Consider the following 18,187-nt stretch of genomic DNA (forward strand, 5'->3'; position numbering starts at 1 on the left):
GACAGACCGACGAAGTCGGTCACCTGTAGGATTGCGGGAGTGCGAAGCACGGAGCAATCCGTAGCTTATACAAGGTTATTAAAAAAACAGCTCTTCGAAAACGCAGACAGGCCGCCTGTCGCGAAGCGTGTGTAAGAGACTGGATGCGATTTCGAAGGCAACAGGTATGAGCGTGAAGCCGTGTGAAACACGGCGAAAACGCGAATATGCGCGGGCAGTGAGCCACATCCGCTCACACAAAGTGTGAAGCGGTGGGGCGAACGCCGCGACAGACCGACGAAGTCGGTCACCTGTAGGATTGCGGGAGTGCGAAGCACGGAGCAATCCGTAGCTTATACAAGGTTATTAAAAAAACAGCTCTTCGAAAACGCAGACAGGTCGCCTGTCGCGAAGCGTGTGTAAGAGACTGGATGCGATTTCGAAGGCACTTACTTTTCGTTACTTCGTGTGCTCCTTCTTCTTCAGCGCGCTCCACTTCAGGTACGCATTGATAAACGGGTCAATATCGCCGTCCAGGACAGCACTTGCCTGTGCACGCTCTTCTCCTGTCCGCAGATCCTTCACCATCGTATACGGCTGAAGGACATAGGAACGGATCTGATGTCCCCATGCAATATCCGTCACCTCGCCGCGGATTCCGGCCTCTTTCTCCGCCTGCTTCTCCAGCTCAAGCATATACAGCTTTGATTTCAGGACCTGCATAGCCTTGTCCTTGTTCATATGCTGAGACCGCTCGTTCTGACAGGTGACCACGATACCGGTCGGCAGATGGGTGATCCGGATTGCCGATGAGGTCTTGTTGACGTGCTGACCGCCGGCACCGCTGGAACGATAGGTATCCACACGGATGTCCTCGTCACGCACTTCGATATCAATATCCTTGTCCAGATCCGGCATGACATCGCACGATACGAAGGAGGTCTGCCGCTTTGCCTGCGCATTAAACGGAGAAATCCGGACCAGACGGTGAACTCCTGCCTCCGACTTGAGATAGCCATACGCATTCTCGCCGTTGACCTGGAACATTACCGACTTGATGCCGGCCTCATCGCCTTCCTGATAATCCAGTTCCTCAATGCTGAAATGATGCCTCTCCGCCCACCTTGTATACATACGGTAAAGCATGCCGCACCAGTCCATAGCCTCGGTTCCGCCCGCTCCCGCGTTCAGTCTCACGATCGCGTTGCAGGAATCATATTCCTCGGAGAGCAGTGTCTTGATCCGGATATTCTCAAGCTTCTCCTTGAACTCATCCAGCATCTCCCGCACTTCCGGAACGACCGACTCGTCATCCTCTTCTTCGCCCATCTCGATCAATGTCTCGATGTCTTCCTTAGAGGATACCAGCTTCTTGTAGGTGTCCCGATCGTCCTTGAGATTTCCCAGCTCTCTTGTCTGCTTCTGAGCCTCCTCCGGGTTGTCCCAGAAATTCGGCTCCTCCATTTTTCTCTCTAATTCTTCGATCCGCTGCTCTTTGCTAGCGAGGTCAAAGTGAATCCCTCACTTCCACCAATGGCTGATCGAATGTCCTGAGTTCCTGTTTCATGTTTTCAAGTTCTACTACCACCAGCTTCACCACCTTTTGTTCTGTGAACATTTTATTCCGGTTTGCGCATCCTGAAGGGCCGGTTCCGAAAACCGGTAATCGGGGCCCTCTTTAACGAGAAAAAACACGCTGCGCGAGTTTTATCTCGCTATCGCGACGCTCGCCGCACACGAATACTTCGCATTCGGCTGCGGCTCACTGTTCGCGTAAAAAAATATTCCCGCCGCATGCCGTCATCTGTCCGACGGCATGACGATGCTGTCGCGCCGGCAGGACACCCCCGACACGGCAGCTCTTCTGATCATCTGCTCTTCGGATCAGTTCTTCACTCAGATATCCAGCGGCGGTGCTCCCTTCCGTCCGTGACACTGCTTATACTTCAGACCGCTTCCGCACGGGCAGGGGTCGTTCGGATAAATCTTTTTTGCCTTTTTCTGTATCGGCTTCCGTTCGGATGTGTCATCTCTGTTTGTTCCGGTGACCTGAGCTACCTGCTCACGCTCCACCTTCTCCTCGATCCGGACATGGTACAGCAGGCGGATGGTGTCCTCCTGAATTGACGCGGTCATTTCATTGAACATGTCATAGGCCAGCATCTTGTACTCCACCTTCGGATCCTTCTGGCCGTATGCCTGAAGTCCGATACCCTGGCGCAGCTGCTCCATATCATCGATGTGATTCATCCATTTCTCATCGATCACACGCAGAAGGATGACACGCTCCAGCTCACGGATCTGTTCCTCAGACTGGAACTGGGCCTCTTTTTCCTCATAAAGCCGGACTGCCTTGTCCTTGAGGTTCTGCTTCAGCTCCTCCTTGCCCTTCTTCAGAGCAGCGACATCTTCTTTCGTTATCTTCTGAAGAGGAATAATCGGAAGCAGCAGACGGTTCAGTTCATCCAGATCCCAGTTGTCCGGTTCATCTCCACTCTCGCCGATCGCCCGCTCCACGGTGTTGTCGATCGTGTCGTAGATCATCTTCATGATAGAATCACGCATGCTCTCGCCGTTCAGAACCTGGCGGCGCTCCTTGTAGATGATCTCTCTCTGCTCGTTGTTGACAAGGTCATAATCCAGAAGATTCTTACGGATTCCGTAGTTGTTGCCCTCGATCTTCTCCTGCGCCTTCTCGATTGTCGAGGAAAGCATCTTGTGGTGAATCTCCTCACCCTCGGATACGCCCAGAGATTTGAAGACGGACATCAGCTTCTCGGAGCCGAACAGGCGGAGAAGATCGTCTTCCAGTGACAGATAGAAACGGCTCTCTCCCGGATCTCCCTGTCGTCCGGAACGTCCTCGCAGCTGATTGTCGATACGTCTCGACTCATGCCGCTCCGTACCGATGACCTTCAGTCCTCCGGCCGCTCTCGCTTCCTCATCAAGCTTGATATCGGTACCACGGCCCGCCATATTCGTGGCAATGGTTACCGCTCCCGCCTCGCCCGCGTGGGATATGATCTCGGCCTCAAGCTCATGATATTTCGCGTTCAGTACCTGATGCGGAATTCCCTCTCTCTTCAGCATGCGGCTGAGAAGCTCTGAGGTATCAATGTTGACGGTACCCACAAGTACCGGCTGTTTCTTCGCGTGAGACTCCTTGACGTCCTCGATTACCGCCCGATATTTCTCCTTCTTTGTGATATAGACGGCATCATCATGATCGATTCTGGCGATCGGTTTATTCGTCGGAATCTCGATGACATCCATTCCGTAAATATCGCGGAACTCCTGCTCCTCTGTCAGAGCGGTACCTGTCATACCTGCCTTCTTCTCATATTTATTGAAGAAGTTCTGGAAGGTGATGGTGGCAAGCGTCTTGCTCTCGCGCTTTACCTTTACGTGCTCCTTCGCCTCAATCGCCTGATGCAGTCCGTCGGAATAACGGCGGCCCGGAAGCACTCGTCCGGTAAACTCATCTACGATGTATACCTGATCATCCTTGACAATGTAATCGCGGTCCTTGAACATCAGATTGTGCGCACGAAGCGCCAGGATGATGTTGTGCTGGATCTCAAGATTCTCCGGATCTGAGAGGTTATCAATGTGGAAGAACTGCTCCACCTTTTTGACGCCCTGCTCGGTCAGCGTCACAATCTTGTCCTTCTCATTTACGATAAAGTCTCCGGTCTCCTCGATTTCCTCGCCCATGATGGCAGTCATCTTGGTAACCTCGCCGGAAGCCTCACCGCGCTGAAGCTGTGTCGCCAGAATATCACACGTCTCGTAGAGCTTCGTAGATTTTCCGCTCTGTCCGGAAATGATCAGAGGGGTGCGGGCTTCATCGATCAGAACCGAGTCAACCTCATCGATGATCGCATAAGCAAGATCTCTCTGCACCATCTGATCCTTGTATATCACCATGTTGTCACGAAGATAATCAAAACCGTCCTCATTGTTTGTGACATAGGTGATGTCACAGTTGTACTGGGCACGGCGCTCATCATTCTTCATGCTGTTCAGAACGCATCCTACGGTCAGACCCAGGAACTCATGAACCTTTCCCATCCAGCCCGCGTCACGGCTCGCCAGATAATCATTGACGGTGATGATGTGCACTCCTCTTCCCGTGAGGGCGTTCAGATAAGCCGGCATCGTGGATACGAGGGTTTTTCCTTCACCGGTCTTCATCTCCGCGATACGCCCCTGATGAAGAATGATTCCGCCGATAATCTGAACTCTGTAGGGTTCCATACCCAGTACACGTTTTGCCGCCTCCCTTACGGTTGCAAATGCTTCCGGCAGAAGGTCATCCAGTGTCTCGCCGCCCGCCAGGCGGTCCTTGTACTCCTTCGTCTTGGCGCGAAGCTCATCGTCGCTGAGCGCCTGCATGGCGGGACGATAGGATTCTACCTTGTCTACGATCGGCTCAATTCGTTTTAACTCTCTCTGGCTGTGTGTGCCAAAGATTCTTTCTGATAATTTCATTCCTAAATTCTAAGCTCCTGTGTGGTTTACGAGGAAAAAACGCCTTTCGGCGTCTTTTCCCTCTGGCAGGTCTGCCGGAAACGGTGCGATCCGAAAATCTCAGATCAGTTTTCCGGTTCAATCAGACCATAAGTGTTTCCTTTTCTCTTATATACGACATTAACCTGATCCGTGTCCGCATTCATGAACACGAAGAAATTGTGTCCGAGAAGTTCCATCTGTACGCATGCGTCTTCCGGATACATCGGCTTGATATCAAACTTCTTCGTCCGGACAATACGGATCTCCTCATTCTCCATATAATCATTGTCGATGTATGTCTTCTGGAAATTAGAAGCAGCCTGTTTCTTGTCTATAATTTTCGTCTTATACTTGCGAAGCTGACGCTCGATCACCTCTTCTACAAGATCAATGGATACATACATATCGTTGCTGACCTGCTCGGAACGGATGATTTTGCCTTTGACAGGAATGGTAACCTCGATTTTCTGTCTTTCTTTTTCCACACTCAGTGTAACGATTACGTTTGTATCCGGTGTGAAATATCTCTCCAGCTTGCTCAGTTTTTCATTTACTGCAGCTCTGAGACCGTCGGTAATCTCTATATTCTTTCCACTGATCGTGATATTCATAAAAACATCTCCTTTCGAGGGGTACATACACCCTATTTTGATTAGAATATTATAACAACAGATCCGGCATTCGTAAAGTGCAGATAACCCCTGCGTGAACAGTTGCGCGCATTTACGCGGTCCCGGGTCTGTCGGACCGGCCGGACACTGATACATCTGTGAATAACTGCACCCGGTCACCATGAACCGGGCCGTGCCGAATCCTTATGTGTTTTTGTTGAGATATGCGTAGATCTCCCGTTTGCCGCAGCCCCGGTCACGGGCTACCTGCTTCATGGCCTCTTTCCGGTCTGTCCCGCGGTCCAGATAATATGCCATGTGCTCTTCCACGGTCATTTTCTTCCAGAACTCCTGCTCTTCCTCTTTCCGCTCCCGGAAACTCTTTCCCGCAATGACCAGAACGAACTCACCTCTTGGCGCTTCCGTCTCAAAATGTTCCAGCGCGGCGCCAATTGTCGTCCGCTGTACATTTTCGTGCTTTTTTGTCAGTTCCCTGCAAAGACTGATCCTCCGTTCTCCGCCGAGCACATCCCGAAGCTCCCCGAGCGTCCTCACCAGGCGGTGGGGCGCCTCGTAGAGAATGATCGTTCTCGTCTCTGCCTTCAGGTCCTCCAGTACCGCTGCCCTCTCCTTTTTCTCCATGGGAAGAAATGCCTCGAAGGCGAACCGCCTCGTGGACAGTCCCGACATCGTCAGCGCCGTAATACAGGCGGCCGGCCCCGGAAGCGAAGTGACCTCTATCCCCGCCTCCACGGCCAACTCGACGAGAACCTCTCCCGGATCGGAGATGCCCGGTGTGCCCGCGTCCGTGATCAGGGCAATATTCGTTCCGGAAAGCATCTTCTCCACAAGCTGTCTGCCCTTGTCGTAGCGGTTGTTCTCGTGATAGGCAGTCATCGGGGTGTGGATATCAAAATGATTCAGCAGCTTGATGCTGTTTCTCGTATCCTCCGCGGCGATCAGATCCGCTTCCCTCAGCGCCCGGACAACCCGGAAGGTAATATCCTCCAGATTTCCAATCGGTGTTGCGCAAAGTGTAAGTCTGCCCGGCATTACAGCCTCCTTTCCGGCACTTTCGCCGTATCTCAATTGTTTTCCATGAGCCGGCGCGGGATTATCTTCCGTCACCGTAAATCTCGCGAATCTCCCGGGTATATACGCCGGGCCTCTCGTATACGATCAGAGGTTTTTCCACCCGGATCCTCGGATTTCCGTTCTTGCACGCTTCCAGAAGAACCATGTTCGGTTCCTTGTCCGCAAAAGGATACACCAGACGCATCCGCTTCGGCTCCAGCCGGTACTCCTTCAGGGTACACATAATCTCCGCCAGGCGGAAGGGCCGGTGAATCAGGTAGAAGCGTCCTCTGTCCGTGAGAATCCGGGACGTCTGCTCCGCAATGTCCCGGAAGCTGCACAAAATCTCATGTCTCGCGATGGCCACTGCCGGATCGGGATTCGTCAGTCCGTGCCGGCCGATCATATAGGGCGGATTGCTGACCACTACGTCAAAGGAAGCCGCACCGAATATGGATACGGCTTCCCGGATGTCTCCCTGTACAATGGATATTCTGTCGTTCAGATGATTAAGGGCCACACTTCTGCCGGCCATATCCGCGCTTTCCTTCTGAATCTCCAGCCCCGTGAAGCTTTGTCCCGGCGTCTTGGCAGCCAGAAGGATCGGCAGAATTCCCGTCCCTGTTCCGAGATCCAGCACCCGCTCTCCCGGTTTTACCTTCGCATAACCGGACAGAAGCACCGCATCGATTCCGTAGCGGAAGCTCTTCTGCCCCTGGATGATAAAAAATCCATTCTGGAGATCATCCAGATGCTCTCCTTGTTTCAGTTCTGGGGACATTTACGACTCCTTGTTTTCTTCCGGCATCTCTCTTCTGCTTCGATCCGGGCGTCTGCGGTCCCGTCTTCTGGTCCGCTCCGGATTCTGTGATTCGGAATCTCTTCCGTCCTCCGGAGAGCGTTTTTCTCCCCGCGCGCGAAAGCCTTCACTCTCGCGACTCACCGTTCCTTCCGGATCCATCCCATTTCTTCTGTCACGGTTTCCCCGTCTTCCACGACGGTTTCGCCGGCTTCTTCTCTCCGGGTTCTCATCCTGACGTTCCTCAGCGCCATCAGCCTCCGGAGCCGGTCTGCCTCCCCTTTCGGAGTTCAGCCTCTCACCCGCAGCCATCCTCTGGCGCCGTTCCTGCTCTCTTCCCCCGGATGATTCTCTGGATTCTCTCCTGCCGCCATCTCTTCCGGACTGCTCCCGTCGGCTCTCTCTCCGGTCTCTTGCTTCCTTTCTGCCGGAGAAACCGGTATCTCCCGGTGCGGACTTCTCTGCTTCTCCCTGCGCGCTGCCCTCTCCGGAAGAAGCAGCCCTGCCCGGCCGCTCCTTACCGCCGCGCTCAGCGCGAGTGTTTGCTCCGGATTTTCCAGGCTGGCCGGAACGTTCTGCGCCAGCATGCTCCTTTTCCGGTTTTCCTCCTTTTTTCCGCTTCTGAATCAGCGTTATCTCCTCTGCCGCATAATCTGCGACCTCTTTGTCATCGCCTTCCTCGATCAATACCCGGACCTTCTGACGGAGAACATTCAGAGACTGTACCTCTCCTTCCCGTCCGTCCGGCGTCTGAACCACATCTCCGACGCCCGGCAGCTTCCGGTTCAGATATTCATAGGTTTCCTCCTCATTCTTAAGACAGCACATCAGCCGCCCGCAGACTCCGGAGATCTTCGCCGGGTTCAAGGAGAGATTCTGTTCTTTTGCCATCCTGATCGAGACGGGCGCAAAATCAGACAGATACGTACTGCAGCAAAGCGGTCTTCCACAGGTTCCAATTCCGCCGAGCATCTTTGTCTCATCGCGGACACCGATCTGGCGAAGCTCGATCCTTGTCCGGAACACTGAGGCGAGATCCTTTACCAGCTCCCGGAAATCCACTCTTCCGTCCGCCGTAAAATAAAACAGCATCTTCTTGTTGTCGAAGGTGTATTCCGCCTGCACCAGCTTCATATCCAGGTTGTGATCCCTGATCTTCTGTCTGCAGATCCGGTAGGCTTCCTTTTCCTTGCGCTGATTCTCCTTCTCATGCTCAATGTCCGCCTCTCCGGCCACGCGAATCACCGGCCGAAGCGGCTGCACCACCTGACTGTCCTCAACCTCCCGCGGCGCAAGCACAACTCTTCCGCACTCCACGCCCCTGGCGGTCTCAACGATGGCATAACCACCCTTCTTGAATTCCATGTCCTTCGGATCGAAATAGTAGACCTTTCCCCCATTTCGAAACCGGATTCCAATAATTTTTACCATATTGCTTACTCCTATCAATCCCGTTCCCGGGATCTGTATTTCACATCATCTCCGCCGGTCAGCACTCCCGTATTGTGAGAAACAGAAGCTCAAGCGTCAGATCAGGATTTACATTCGCCCGGAATCTTCCCGCTGCCGTCTGTATCGCTTCCAGAATCTTCTGCAGTCCCTCATATGAGCTGGTGCTTGCGCGTTCCCGGATCGCGTTGATCTCACCCTTCAGCACAAGACCGTCCACTTCCCGTGTCGCCTTGAACATCAGGACATCATGGAACCAGATCGTGAAGATGTCGAAATAATCGTAGATTTTCTGCTTATCTCCGGCCATCTCCCGCACGGCGTCAATCATCTCACTGACCTCCATCTTCTGGGAGTTCTTCAGAAGATATACGGCATTCTCCACCATCTCCATGAATTCAGAGGACTCTGCGATCCGTTTTGCCTTGCCGATATTTCCCTGGGCAAAGGATGCCATGATATCCGCCTGATAGTCGGGCACATGGAGCTGCTGCATCAGATAATCCTTCATCTCTTCCTCGGTAACCGGCTTCAGATTTAATGTCACGCATCTGGAGCGTATCGTCGGAAGCAGAATCTCCGGATTGTCCGCCAGAAGCATGATGACGGCATATTCCGGCGGTTCCTCGATCGTCTTCAGAAGCGCGTTCTGCGCCTGCGGCGTCATCTTTCCCGCTTCCTCCACGATATAAATCTTATACCTGCTCTCATAGGGACGGATCTGCACATCCTCCACCAGCTGCTCCCGGATCTCGTCGATTCCTACAGAGTTCGGCTTTTCATGCGTCACATAGATGATATCCGGATGATTTCCGCCAAGAGCCTTACGGCAGGAGGCACATTTTCCGCAGGGTTCCGTTCCATGCTCCTCGCACTGAAGCGTCATGGCGAACAGTGTCGCTATGAGCCGCTTTCCAGATCCCTTCTCCCCGCCGATAATATACGCATGAGAGATTTTTCCCGTCCGGACTGCATTCTGAATATGTGACACTACATCTTTATGTCCAACAATCCCCGCAAATCCCTTCATTTCGTCAGGTTCACGCATGATTAATCCCTCCTTGAGCTTGATATTCTGCGAACTTCTGCTTCGCGCGTGACGATCTTGTCTGCATTTTCGAAGAGCTATTCAATCTATGATACCATAATTCCTGTCGCCTGGGTACCCTCCGCCTGTTCTTCTTCTGCTGCTGTCCATCCTTACTGTGCGCATGACTGACAAGGCCGATCGTTTACAGGATCCTTATCTGAACATGATGACTGGCAGCGTTTTTTCTTCCTGCGCATGATTGTCGGCATTCTTCTTCTGTCAGGGCATCATGGCCGGCGCTGTTTTATCGAAAGGATAAAGCCTGCGATTTCATCGATGCATTCCTGGATCGTTCCGTTGTTTTTAAACCGCCTGGTGATGCCGGCCCGCGCTGTTTTTTCCCCGGAAAAGTCCTTTTGATCCGCCAGAAATCGCCTGCACATTTCTTCGTACTGAGGCTGCTTCTGCTTCCGTTCTCTCCGCAGTGCCCGCTCCAGACGGATTCCATCGTCTACTTCAATATAGATTGGAACCATGACATTCCTTCCGTAGTACCGGACCATCTGCTCATAGGATTCCAGCGTACCGATTCCGAGATAATCGCTCTTCTTCAGATCAATCTGTCCCTCATCCGCCGTAAAATAATACCACGGTCCGCTGACCGTCTGATAACAGCGTTCCTCAATGATCCGCCCGGCTTTTCTCAGTTCCGCCAGATGCCTCTCGTCTGAAAAATAATATTCTCTGCCGTTCTCTTCTCCCTGCCGCATCGGCCTTGTGGTATACAGCACGATCGGCTTCAGATTCAGCTCCGACCGGGCAAGCAGCGCGGTGTATATGTGATCCTTCCCGCTTGCGCTCTTTCCCATAATGTAAAAAATTGTACCCATATTCACTCTCCACCGGTCACCGATACGCCCGGTGCCTCTCTCGGCTTCGTCCTGTATCATGACCTCATCCCGAGCTGCGGCTTCCTCCCACACAGCGGCCTTTCTCCTGCGTCACAACATCTGGTCCGCACCGCGCATTTTCCCTGAGTCGTAACATTTGATCCGCGCAGCGGTTTTTCTGTCGCACGATTTCCTTCCCCACGACCGCGGCTGTTACCTGCGCTGCGGTTTTCCCGCGCCGCGGTTTTTTCTGACGCTGTGGCTCCTTACTCTGTCTCCGCTTTCTCGTTTGTCGGCCTCTTTCCCATCCGGCGAAGACGCCGGATCAGGAATGGAAGCTCAAATATGCTCATCGCGATCCATCCGAAAAGATACGACCATGGAATCGAGATGAAACCCCAGTGCCACACGAACACCATCGGTATTTCCGATGCGACCCGGACTCCCATGTTGATCAGACTGGAATATAACGTGACCTTCAAGTCCCCCGTTCCCCGGAAATATCCCTGAAGTCCGTTTGTGAACGCGGGAACCGGATACATGACCGCAATGAGCCGCATATAGCGCTGCCCTTCCGCGATGACCTCAGGATCCGAAGTAAACAGCCTGGTCAGCGGCCCTGCCGCCAAAAACACCACAGCACCGATCACCACGCCATAAACGAGCTCGCAATACATTCCGGCACGATATGTCCGCTTCACCCGCGACGCATTCCCCGCTCCGACGTTCTGCGCCATCACCGAAGTCATGGCGTGCGCGATATTCTGCTGGGGAATCGTTGCAAAATCATCCACCCGGTTCGTTGCGTTGAAAGCCGCCGTCGCGTTTACCCCGAGCGTATTTACGATGGTCTGGGTTCCAATCTTTCCCATCTGAACCGTGCTCTGCTGGAGCGCACTCACAAAACCGAACGCAAGGGTTTTCTTCAGCATCGACCAGTCAAAGATCAGCCATTTTTTTCCAAGACGAAGCTCCGGAACCTTCCTCTGAATATAGAAATAACAAAGAACCGCACTGAGGGCCTCACAGATCACCGTACTGATCGCGGCGCCTTCCACTCCCATGTGAAGTAACGCGATAAAAAAAAGATCCCCGAGAATATTCAGTACCGCACTTCCGCCGAGAAAAATCAGCGGAGAGACGCTGTCACCCATCGCCCGCAGCATACTGGCCAGATAATTATAGATAAAACTGAAGAACATGCCGAACAGTATGATCCTCAGATAGAAGACTCCCTCCGGAAGAATGACCGCCTCCACCTGCAGCGCCATCAGAAGCGGCTTCGCTGCCACAAACATCACAGCCGCGACTGCCACGGAGAAAACGCACCCTGAGATCATTCCCGTACTTACCTGTCTCTGCAGCTCCTCCTTCTTTCCCGCTCCATACAGCGTGCTTACCAGTATTCCCGCCCCGAGACAGATCCCGTTTGTGAAAAGCAGAACCAGGGTAACCAGAGGATTTGTCGTACCCACTGCCGCGAGCGCTGTTTTTCCGACAAACCGTCCCACAATCATGCTGTCTGCCGCATTATAAGTAAGCTGAAGAAGCGTTCCCAGAACCAGGGGAATTGTAAACAGTATCAGGGTCTTTAGAATCGGCCCTTTCGTCATATCCTTCGTCATATCCCAAACCCGCTTTCAAACTCATACCTGCACATTATACCACCGAAGATGCAGGATTCCATTTTAAATCTGCGGCAGGCGGGCAAAATCAACAATTAACTTTGGTATCCTTTGCTGCCTTTGCTTTGCTGTTTTAACCCGCCACAGGATTGACACTGAAAAATAAAGTGACTAAAATATAGAAATACAGCAGGGGAGTCCGCCGGAAAGGACTGAGATACAGATGTTGTCTGTGACCCTTATACCTGATCTGGATCATGCCAGCGTAGGAAGCGTAAAGAGAATCATAGGATTTTTCCGTAGAAAACCCGCTCTTCATCCTTGATACAGCAGTGCCTGATTCATTCCGGTGCTGCTGCATTTTTTATGCCGACAGACGCAGAAATCCACCTGCGGCGCGCGATTTCCTTGTTGGCTGTTGAATACGAAGATGTTGAAAAGGGAAAAGGAGGAAAAAAGAAATGAAGGCAAGTGTAGCCATTCAGACATTACCAGATGTGGACAACGATGAAGAGCTGATCCGGATTGTAGATGAGGTTATCGCCTACATCAAGAGCACCGGCCTCAGCTATTATGTGGGGCCTTTCGAGACCGCCATCGAAGGAGACAGCTACGACCAGCTGATGGACGTGGTAAAGGAATGCCAGCATGTCGCAATCCGCGCCGGCGCACCGTCTGTCTCCGCATACATCAAGGTGGTATACAACCCGGAACAGGAGATTCTGAGTATCGACAAAAAAGTTTCAAAACATCATACGAAATAATACCGACAGAAATTTCCGGAGCCAGTCGTCATGAGTATCCCTGCTGCAGTCATCATATATATGCCAGCTGCAGCAGGGATATCTTCAGCCCTCTCTGTGATAAAGCCTGTTGTAGTATTCCAGGGAATAGTGGTAGAGCTCGTCCCTCGCGATGTCCGTCTGTTTCGGATCTGTCATATCCGTCATTACGCTCGCCAGGATTCTGCCGTTTTCTCCGTAATGATCCACGAAATCACGCACAATTCTCCGGATTTCTTTCTCATCCGCCCCGTGTGGTATATCAATATCAAAGGCGAAGCTCATTTTCGTATTCCACTGATCAAACAATTCATCGTAATCATTGGCACGATGCTGCGGATTCCAGTAATCCACTCCCATTTCGATCATTTCCGGGAGATACTGGCCGTTCTTGCCACAAGAGTGCAGCTCTACAAACCGACCATTCTTTTTTACGAAATCATGCAGGAATTTTTTCTCATAAGGCAGAAGCTGCTCATCGAACATCTTGTTCGAGAAAAAGCCTGCGCGCTCGGTGCCCCAGTCATCGTGATACAGAACGCCGTCCACGCGCCCGTAATAATCGAATACCTTCTGCGTTGTCTCGATCTTGTAGTCCGCCATTTTGTCAAAGAAGTCCGCCAGAAGCTCCGGTTCCTCATAAAATGCCATCAATGACTCCGCAAACGGAATCAGCTCGTGAAGTCTCTCAAAAATGCCTTCCGTACACTGGTATATATGCACACGATCCGGATCCAGATCCTTCTGAATCTTCTTCCCGTCCGCTTCAAAATCGACCCCGGAGATATCCGGCCATTCCAGTTCTTCCTTCCACTTCGAAAAATCCGATATGGTTCTGGTTCCCGGTTTGGTAATCATACCGTTAATACTGTCGACCATCTCCCAGTATACGCCCCACCAGTCATATCCGCTCACCTCCGGAACCGGATGTTCCTCTATGGCGTCCGGCCATATGGTATTCGATTCAAAGAAATAGCACGGAATCCAGTACGGTTGTTCTCCCTTGACCGCACGGATGTAATTGTCCCGCACGGATACCGGCCTCCCGCTGATCGGCGGTTTCGGCTGCTGAATCAGCCACGGAAATGTACCCGGCTGTGCCCAGTTCCTGGAATAATCTCTCTCTGATGCCCTTTTCATATATTTTCCAATCATATCTATTCCTCTTTTCCTCAACCTGTAAGCTTCTCAATTTGAAAAATATACGCATTCAATTTCGTCAAAAACTCTGTTCCTGCGCCGGCTGATTATATCTATTCTTCCCGTCGTTCCTGTCCTTCTTTTCTTTCTTATGTATTTTCTGTCTTATGTATTTTCCTTCTTGAACGGACTCGCAAAAACAAAGATGACTGCCGCCACAAGATCGAATACAATTGCGATCACAATCATCGGAAGAATAAAATGATCCTCACCAAAGATCCGCATCAGAAGCGAATTATACGGTGAAGCCACAAATCCTCCCAGATTCATGCATGCAAGGATAAGAGAAGATGCCATTGCTACCGTGCTCGGTGGTGTCACCATGCCCATCCATGTCATGAATGCGGGGAAGAAGGTCGAAAATCCGAATCCCACAACAATAAGACCTATGGTCATGACGATCATGCTGTGTCCGGCGAAGACCAGCAGAAAACCAACTCCGCACAGAGCCATCCCCAGAGTAATTACAAACCTCTTTACTGCCTTAAACAGAAAACCGAAGGTGAAACCGGCAGCCACTCCGGCAACTGTGTACAGGGAGAGGGATGTGGCTGCCACTGCAGGACCACCGGCATTTCTCTGCACAAACAGCGTCGACATATTCAGCATGATCGGAAACGCGAACAGATTGTAGAAAAAGATCAGTGCTGCGATCACATACACCTTTTTTCCGACAGACTCCTTTTTCCCACTGTTCGAAACGACCTCTTCCACCGGCGGCTCCGGAAGGAAAAATGCCATGATCACGGCAACAATAAGGAGCGCATGCCCCCAGAATACCATCTGCCAGCCTCTCTCACCCGTACCTGCCAGGAATCCTCCCAACATCTGCAGGACAATTCCTCCGGCATTCATAAACAGCGTACCATATCCCAGAATGCTTGCCTGTTTCTGTCCTTTATACAAGCCAACGATCAGCGCATTGCCGAGCGGCGCCATGAGACCTGCTCCGAAACCCATGACCGCGCGGCAGACCAGCGTAAGCTCAAAATTGTCAAAAAACGCCGGCGCCACGCCTCCGATCAGCGCAATGACTGACGCAATGATCGCAAGCGTCCTGTACCTGATCTTTCTCCCCATTATCGCCCCGGCAAGAAATGTGCCGATCACGATGAATAAGGTCGGGAGCGTTGAAATATAGGAAATATACTCTGCCTTGTCCGGCCAGTGTTCCATAAAAGTTGCCATAGCGGGGGTCACAACCGTGATCGCCATTGAGACAAAATACAGTGTCATGATCGCCGCAAGCTGTGGGCCACGTACCTTTTTTTCTTCCATCTTTTATCCTCCTTGTAAATTTTCCTTGTAAATCCTCCTGTCCTGCATAAACGACACTGCTATACGTGTAAATTCGCCGCACCGCAATTAATCAGGTTCGGTCTTCTTCCATTTTTCCGGAACCGCGCGCACCTTTCCGGACTGCAGAAAACCGAAATTCTTGTTCATGGTTAATATTCTAGAGAAATAAACCTTTCCGGGACAGAGCATGTCAGCACAAGAATACCGAATTTACGGCTTTGAATTTTGTGCCGTAAAACAACAGAAAGATAAAAAATACCGAATTCACAGTTTTGACTTTTGTGCTATGAAACAGCCAAAAGCCAAAATATCAAATTTACGTTTTTGATTTTTTGCTGTGAAACAGCAGAAATGTTATACTCATAATTGAGGATAAAAAATAATGAAGGAAACAATATCATGAAACTAAGTATGTGGATGATCGCCAACCGGCTCTCTCCTTTAATGGATATTAAGACCAGTATTCGACCGGACGCTGCTCCGGTACTGAAAAGTGCAAGGCTTGTATATTCCACGGACTGTGTCCATGTCTATCCGGAAAAAAACTACGTCGTCTGCAGCGGAGAAGGGGATAAGATCTATCTGTATGACGTGACCGTAAAAGAAGCATTTGAAATCATTCAGGATGTTTTTGATTTTTACCAGGACTGGGAAGATGGGATTCAGAAGGCTGTTCAGAAGAATGATTTCCAGAAAATCACCGATTCCTGTGAGCTTATGATACAAAATCCAATGAACATACAGGACGCAAATAACAGGCTTCTTGCGATAAGCAGGCATCCGGATCCCGCAACCGTAGACCCGGAATGGGAATATATCAGCCGATACGGCTACTCTTCTCTGAACGCAATTAAGGCTTTCGACCTCTCCAACAGCAACATTGATTTGAGCCGCCACGGCGTGCATCATTTCACCGCTGCCGACCTTGCGTCACTGGAATACGGAGGCCTTTCTTATATCCTTGAGTTCAACGGTGTACCGTGCGGAAGAATGACCGTTCTTGAGATGGTGCGCCCTGCAAACGCCGGCGACTGCCAGATCCTTGACCGAATTGCGCAGTACCTTGAACCGGCACTCGGCACCATCACCCTCTCCGGAGCATCCAGTCCGTGTTTCAACGCAATATACAGCCTGATTTTTCACCGGACCTATGACCCGAGAGAGCTTCAGATGCAGCTGACGTATCAGCAGTGGACCGAAAATGACGATTTTCAGATGCTGCTCATTCAGCCGGACTCCAGGCAGAATTCCTATCGGTCGGTCGAAATTCTATACGGAATCCTGCAGCACAATCTGCCAAGCTGCGTAATTTTTCGAAAAGACCCCTTCGTACTCGTACTCTCGAACCAGATCCTCGAAGGGAACCAGAATCTCACCGATTTTCTCACGGCGATGCATAAAAGCAATCAGATCCGGGCCGCCTTCAGTCTCGGTGCGAAGGGAACTGCTGAGATTCCATGGATGCTGAACCAGTGTCTCTTCGCAATAAAAAACACAGATCTGAAAACGCCTGATGGCTGGCTCACCGGATTTGCTCCCCATGCCATTGATTACATTCTGTTTTTTGCAGAAAAAAATGAGCGGGTGCACGCCTGCCACCCGCTGATCCGCAAACTCTGGTATGATCAGGAAACCAACCATGACGAGACTTTTCAGACCCTGCTGACCTATCTCGACAACGAGCGCTCGGTCAGCAAGACCTCTGCAGTCCTTTTTACGCACCGCAACACCGTCATGTACCGGATCCGGAAATTACAGGAAATCTATCCCGTTGATCTGAATGATCCGCAAACGAGATACTATCTCCGTCTTTCCATGGAGATCCTGTCATCTCCGGTCCGATTGAACATGGAATCCTTCCGCGATCAGAACATGATCTGAATCGGCTCTCTTGCCGCTTCCAGCTGTTCCTTCGTAAATCCATACTTTTCTTCATTGATCTTGTCAATGATATCAGACATACTCTGATATACGCCCGGGAATACGGAGCCGGGACCTCCCTGTGCGATGCAGGGGATGAAGTATCTGGTTCCGTCTTCCTGAAGCGTCTTCCGGATCACCGCCTCATTGTTCTCGTCCGTCCATCCCTCAAAATCTACCAGATGATTCTCGATACCTCCCATGAAGGTAATCTTTCCGTCTGTCTCACGGAGAAGCTTCGGAATATCATTCGTCGAGAAGCATCCCTGCCATACATCAATTCCCATCTCGATCATATCCGGAACCAGTGTCGCGGCATAGCTGTCAGAGTGATGGAAGACATACTTTACACCGTGATCGTGATAATATCCGTAGATCTGCTTATACGGCTCTACGAAAAATTCCTCAAACATCGACGGACTCATAAAGGTACTCTTCTGACTGCCCCAGTCATCGTGATGGAAAATTGCCTCCGGATGAAGATGATCACAGATTCCTTCCGCAATGCGCAGCTCGAACTCCGTCAGCATCTTGATCATGTCATGAAGCTCGTCCGGGGACTCATACATCGCCATCAGCGTATCATCGATCTTGCACATATGATGACACTGTTCAAATACTCCCGGCGCAATAAATGTGGTCTTCATCGCCTTATCCCCGACAGCGTCATACATCTCCTGACATTTGCCCCACTCTTCGTCCGTGAAATTCGTATCCGGGACTTTTACATAATCCTGCCAGTGATCAATATCCTTTACCAGAACATGCTCCGCGTCCTGCACAGGGAATGCGCCGGGCGTGTTCTTCGGAAATGCGTTATAAACACCCCAGGCATTCGGAATTGCGTCCTTGACCTCTGTTCCCTTTGGCACCATCGGCGAACGGAACAAGAAAGGATGAAACAGAAGAGCAATTCCCTCATACTGGTTCACAATCCGATCCGGTTTTCCGCCTTCTATTGTTTCGATTAAATTTTCACGTGCTGTTAACATAACAAATACCTCCCTTTCCGAATAT

General features: G+C 51.2%; 13 protein-coding genes, 1 pseudogene and 1 riboswitch. Of the genes and pseudogenes, 2 read left to right on the forward strand and 12 right to left on the reverse strand.

The annotated features are described in order from the left end of the window. Positions 1–438 precede the first annotated feature (438 nt). The 9 genes and pseudogenes from prfB to ACTNDI_RS12470 form a co-directional block, all read right to left on the reverse strand. A protein-coding gene (gene prfB / locus ACTNDI_RS12430) for a peptide chain release factor 2 (protein WP_441101301.1) occupies positions 439–1,597 on the reverse strand; the annotation gives its coding sequence in 2 pieces (ribosomal slippage) (positions 439–1,488 and positions 1,490–1,597; 1,158 coding nt in all). A 278-nt stretch (positions 1,598–1,875) separates the two neighbouring features. After that, complete coding sequence (gene secA / locus ACTNDI_RS12435) at positions 1,876–4,470, reverse strand: preprotein translocase subunit SecA (RefSeq protein WP_441101302.1); 2,595 nt, start codon at positions 4,468–4,470, stop codon at positions 1,876–1,878. 104 nt (positions 4,471–4,574) lie between these two features. Then, positions 4,575–5,102, reverse strand: coding sequence for a ribosome hibernation-promoting factor, HPF/YfiA family (gene hpf, locus ACTNDI_RS12440; RefSeq protein WP_441101303.1), 528 nt, complete (start codon positions 5,100–5,102; stop codon positions 4,575–4,577). Between the two features lie 204 nt (positions 5,103–5,306). Further along, a complete protein-coding gene (gene rsmI / locus ACTNDI_RS12445) occupies positions 5,307–6,155 on the reverse strand; it encodes a 16S rRNA (cytidine(1402)-2'-O)-methyltransferase (RefSeq protein WP_441101304.1) in 849 nt (282 codons plus the stop codon). Positions 6,156–6,216: 61 nt separating this feature from the next. Next, positions 6,217–6,957 (reverse strand): tRNA1(Val) (adenine(37)-N6)-methyltransferase, encoded by a 741-nt coding sequence (locus ACTNDI_RS12450; protein ID WP_441101305.1) that lies wholly within the window; start codon positions 6,955–6,957, stop codon positions 6,217–6,219. A 606-nt stretch (positions 6,958–7,563) separates the two neighbouring features. Further along, positions 7,564–8,406 (reverse strand): annotated as a pseudogene (locus ACTNDI_RS12455) (PSP1 domain-containing protein); the annotation flags it as partial. A gap of 58 nt (positions 8,407–8,464) precedes the next feature. After that, positions 8,465–9,454 (reverse strand): DNA polymerase III subunit delta', encoded by a 990-nt coding sequence (gene holB, locus ACTNDI_RS12460; protein WP_441101324.1) that lies wholly within the window; start codon positions 9,452–9,454, stop codon positions 8,465–8,467. A gap of 287 nt (positions 9,455–9,741) precedes the next feature. Beyond that, a complete protein-coding gene (locus tag ACTNDI_RS12465; protein ID WP_441101325.1) occupies positions 9,742–10,344 on the reverse strand; it encodes a guanylate kinase in 603 nt (200 codons plus the stop codon). Positions 10,345–10,610: 266 nt separating this feature from the next. Next, on the reverse strand, positions 10,611–11,969 hold the full coding sequence (locus ACTNDI_RS12470) for an MATE family efflux transporter (protein ID WP_441101306.1): 1,359 nt from the start codon (positions 11,967–11,969) through the stop codon (positions 10,611–10,613). 181 nt (positions 11,970–12,150) lie between these two features. Next, positions 12,151–12,258: riboswitch (TPP riboswitch) on the forward strand. A gap of 172 nt (positions 12,259–12,430) precedes the next feature. Here ACTNDI_RS12470 and ACTNDI_RS12475 point away from each other — a divergent pair. Then, complete coding sequence (locus tag ACTNDI_RS12475) at positions 12,431–12,733, forward strand: thiamine-binding protein (protein WP_441101307.1); 303 nt, start codon at positions 12,431–12,433, stop codon at positions 12,731–12,733. Between the two features lie 84 nt (positions 12,734–12,817). Here the strand turns inward: ACTNDI_RS12475 and ACTNDI_RS12480 are convergent, their stop codons facing one another. Together ACTNDI_RS12480 and ACTNDI_RS12485 are read right to left on the reverse strand one after the other, a co-directional pair. Continuing rightward, positions 12,818–13,906, reverse strand: a complete 1,089-nt coding sequence (locus tag ACTNDI_RS12480) for a uroporphyrinogen decarboxylase family protein (protein ID WP_441101308.1) — start codon at positions 13,904–13,906, stop codon at positions 12,818–12,820. A gap of 150 nt (positions 13,907–14,056) precedes the next feature. Next, a complete protein-coding gene (locus ACTNDI_RS12485) occupies positions 14,057–15,229 on the reverse strand; it encodes an MFS transporter (RefSeq protein WP_441101309.1) in 1,173 nt (390 codons plus the stop codon). 420 nt (positions 15,230–15,649) lie between these two features. Between ACTNDI_RS12485 and ACTNDI_RS12490 the strand changes: the two genes are divergently transcribed. Beyond that, a complete protein-coding gene (locus ACTNDI_RS12490; protein ID WP_441101310.1) occupies positions 15,650–17,131 on the forward strand; it encodes a PucR family transcriptional regulator in 1,482 nt (493 codons plus the stop codon). Here the strand turns inward: ACTNDI_RS12490 and ACTNDI_RS12495 are convergent. After that, a complete protein-coding gene (locus tag ACTNDI_RS12495) occupies positions 17,116–18,162 on the reverse strand; it encodes a uroporphyrinogen decarboxylase family protein (RefSeq protein WP_441101311.1) in 1,047 nt (348 codons plus the stop codon). The two genes, ACTNDI_RS12490 and ACTNDI_RS12495, sit on opposite strands and share 16 nt — an antisense overlap. Positions 18,163–18,187: the final 25 nt, after the last annotated feature.

The sequence above is a fragment of the Bilifractor sp. HCP3S3_D3 genome (genome assembly GCF_052063915.1).
Taxonomy (GTDB): Bacteria; Bacillota; Clostridia; order Lachnospirales; family Lachnospiraceae; genus Bilifractor.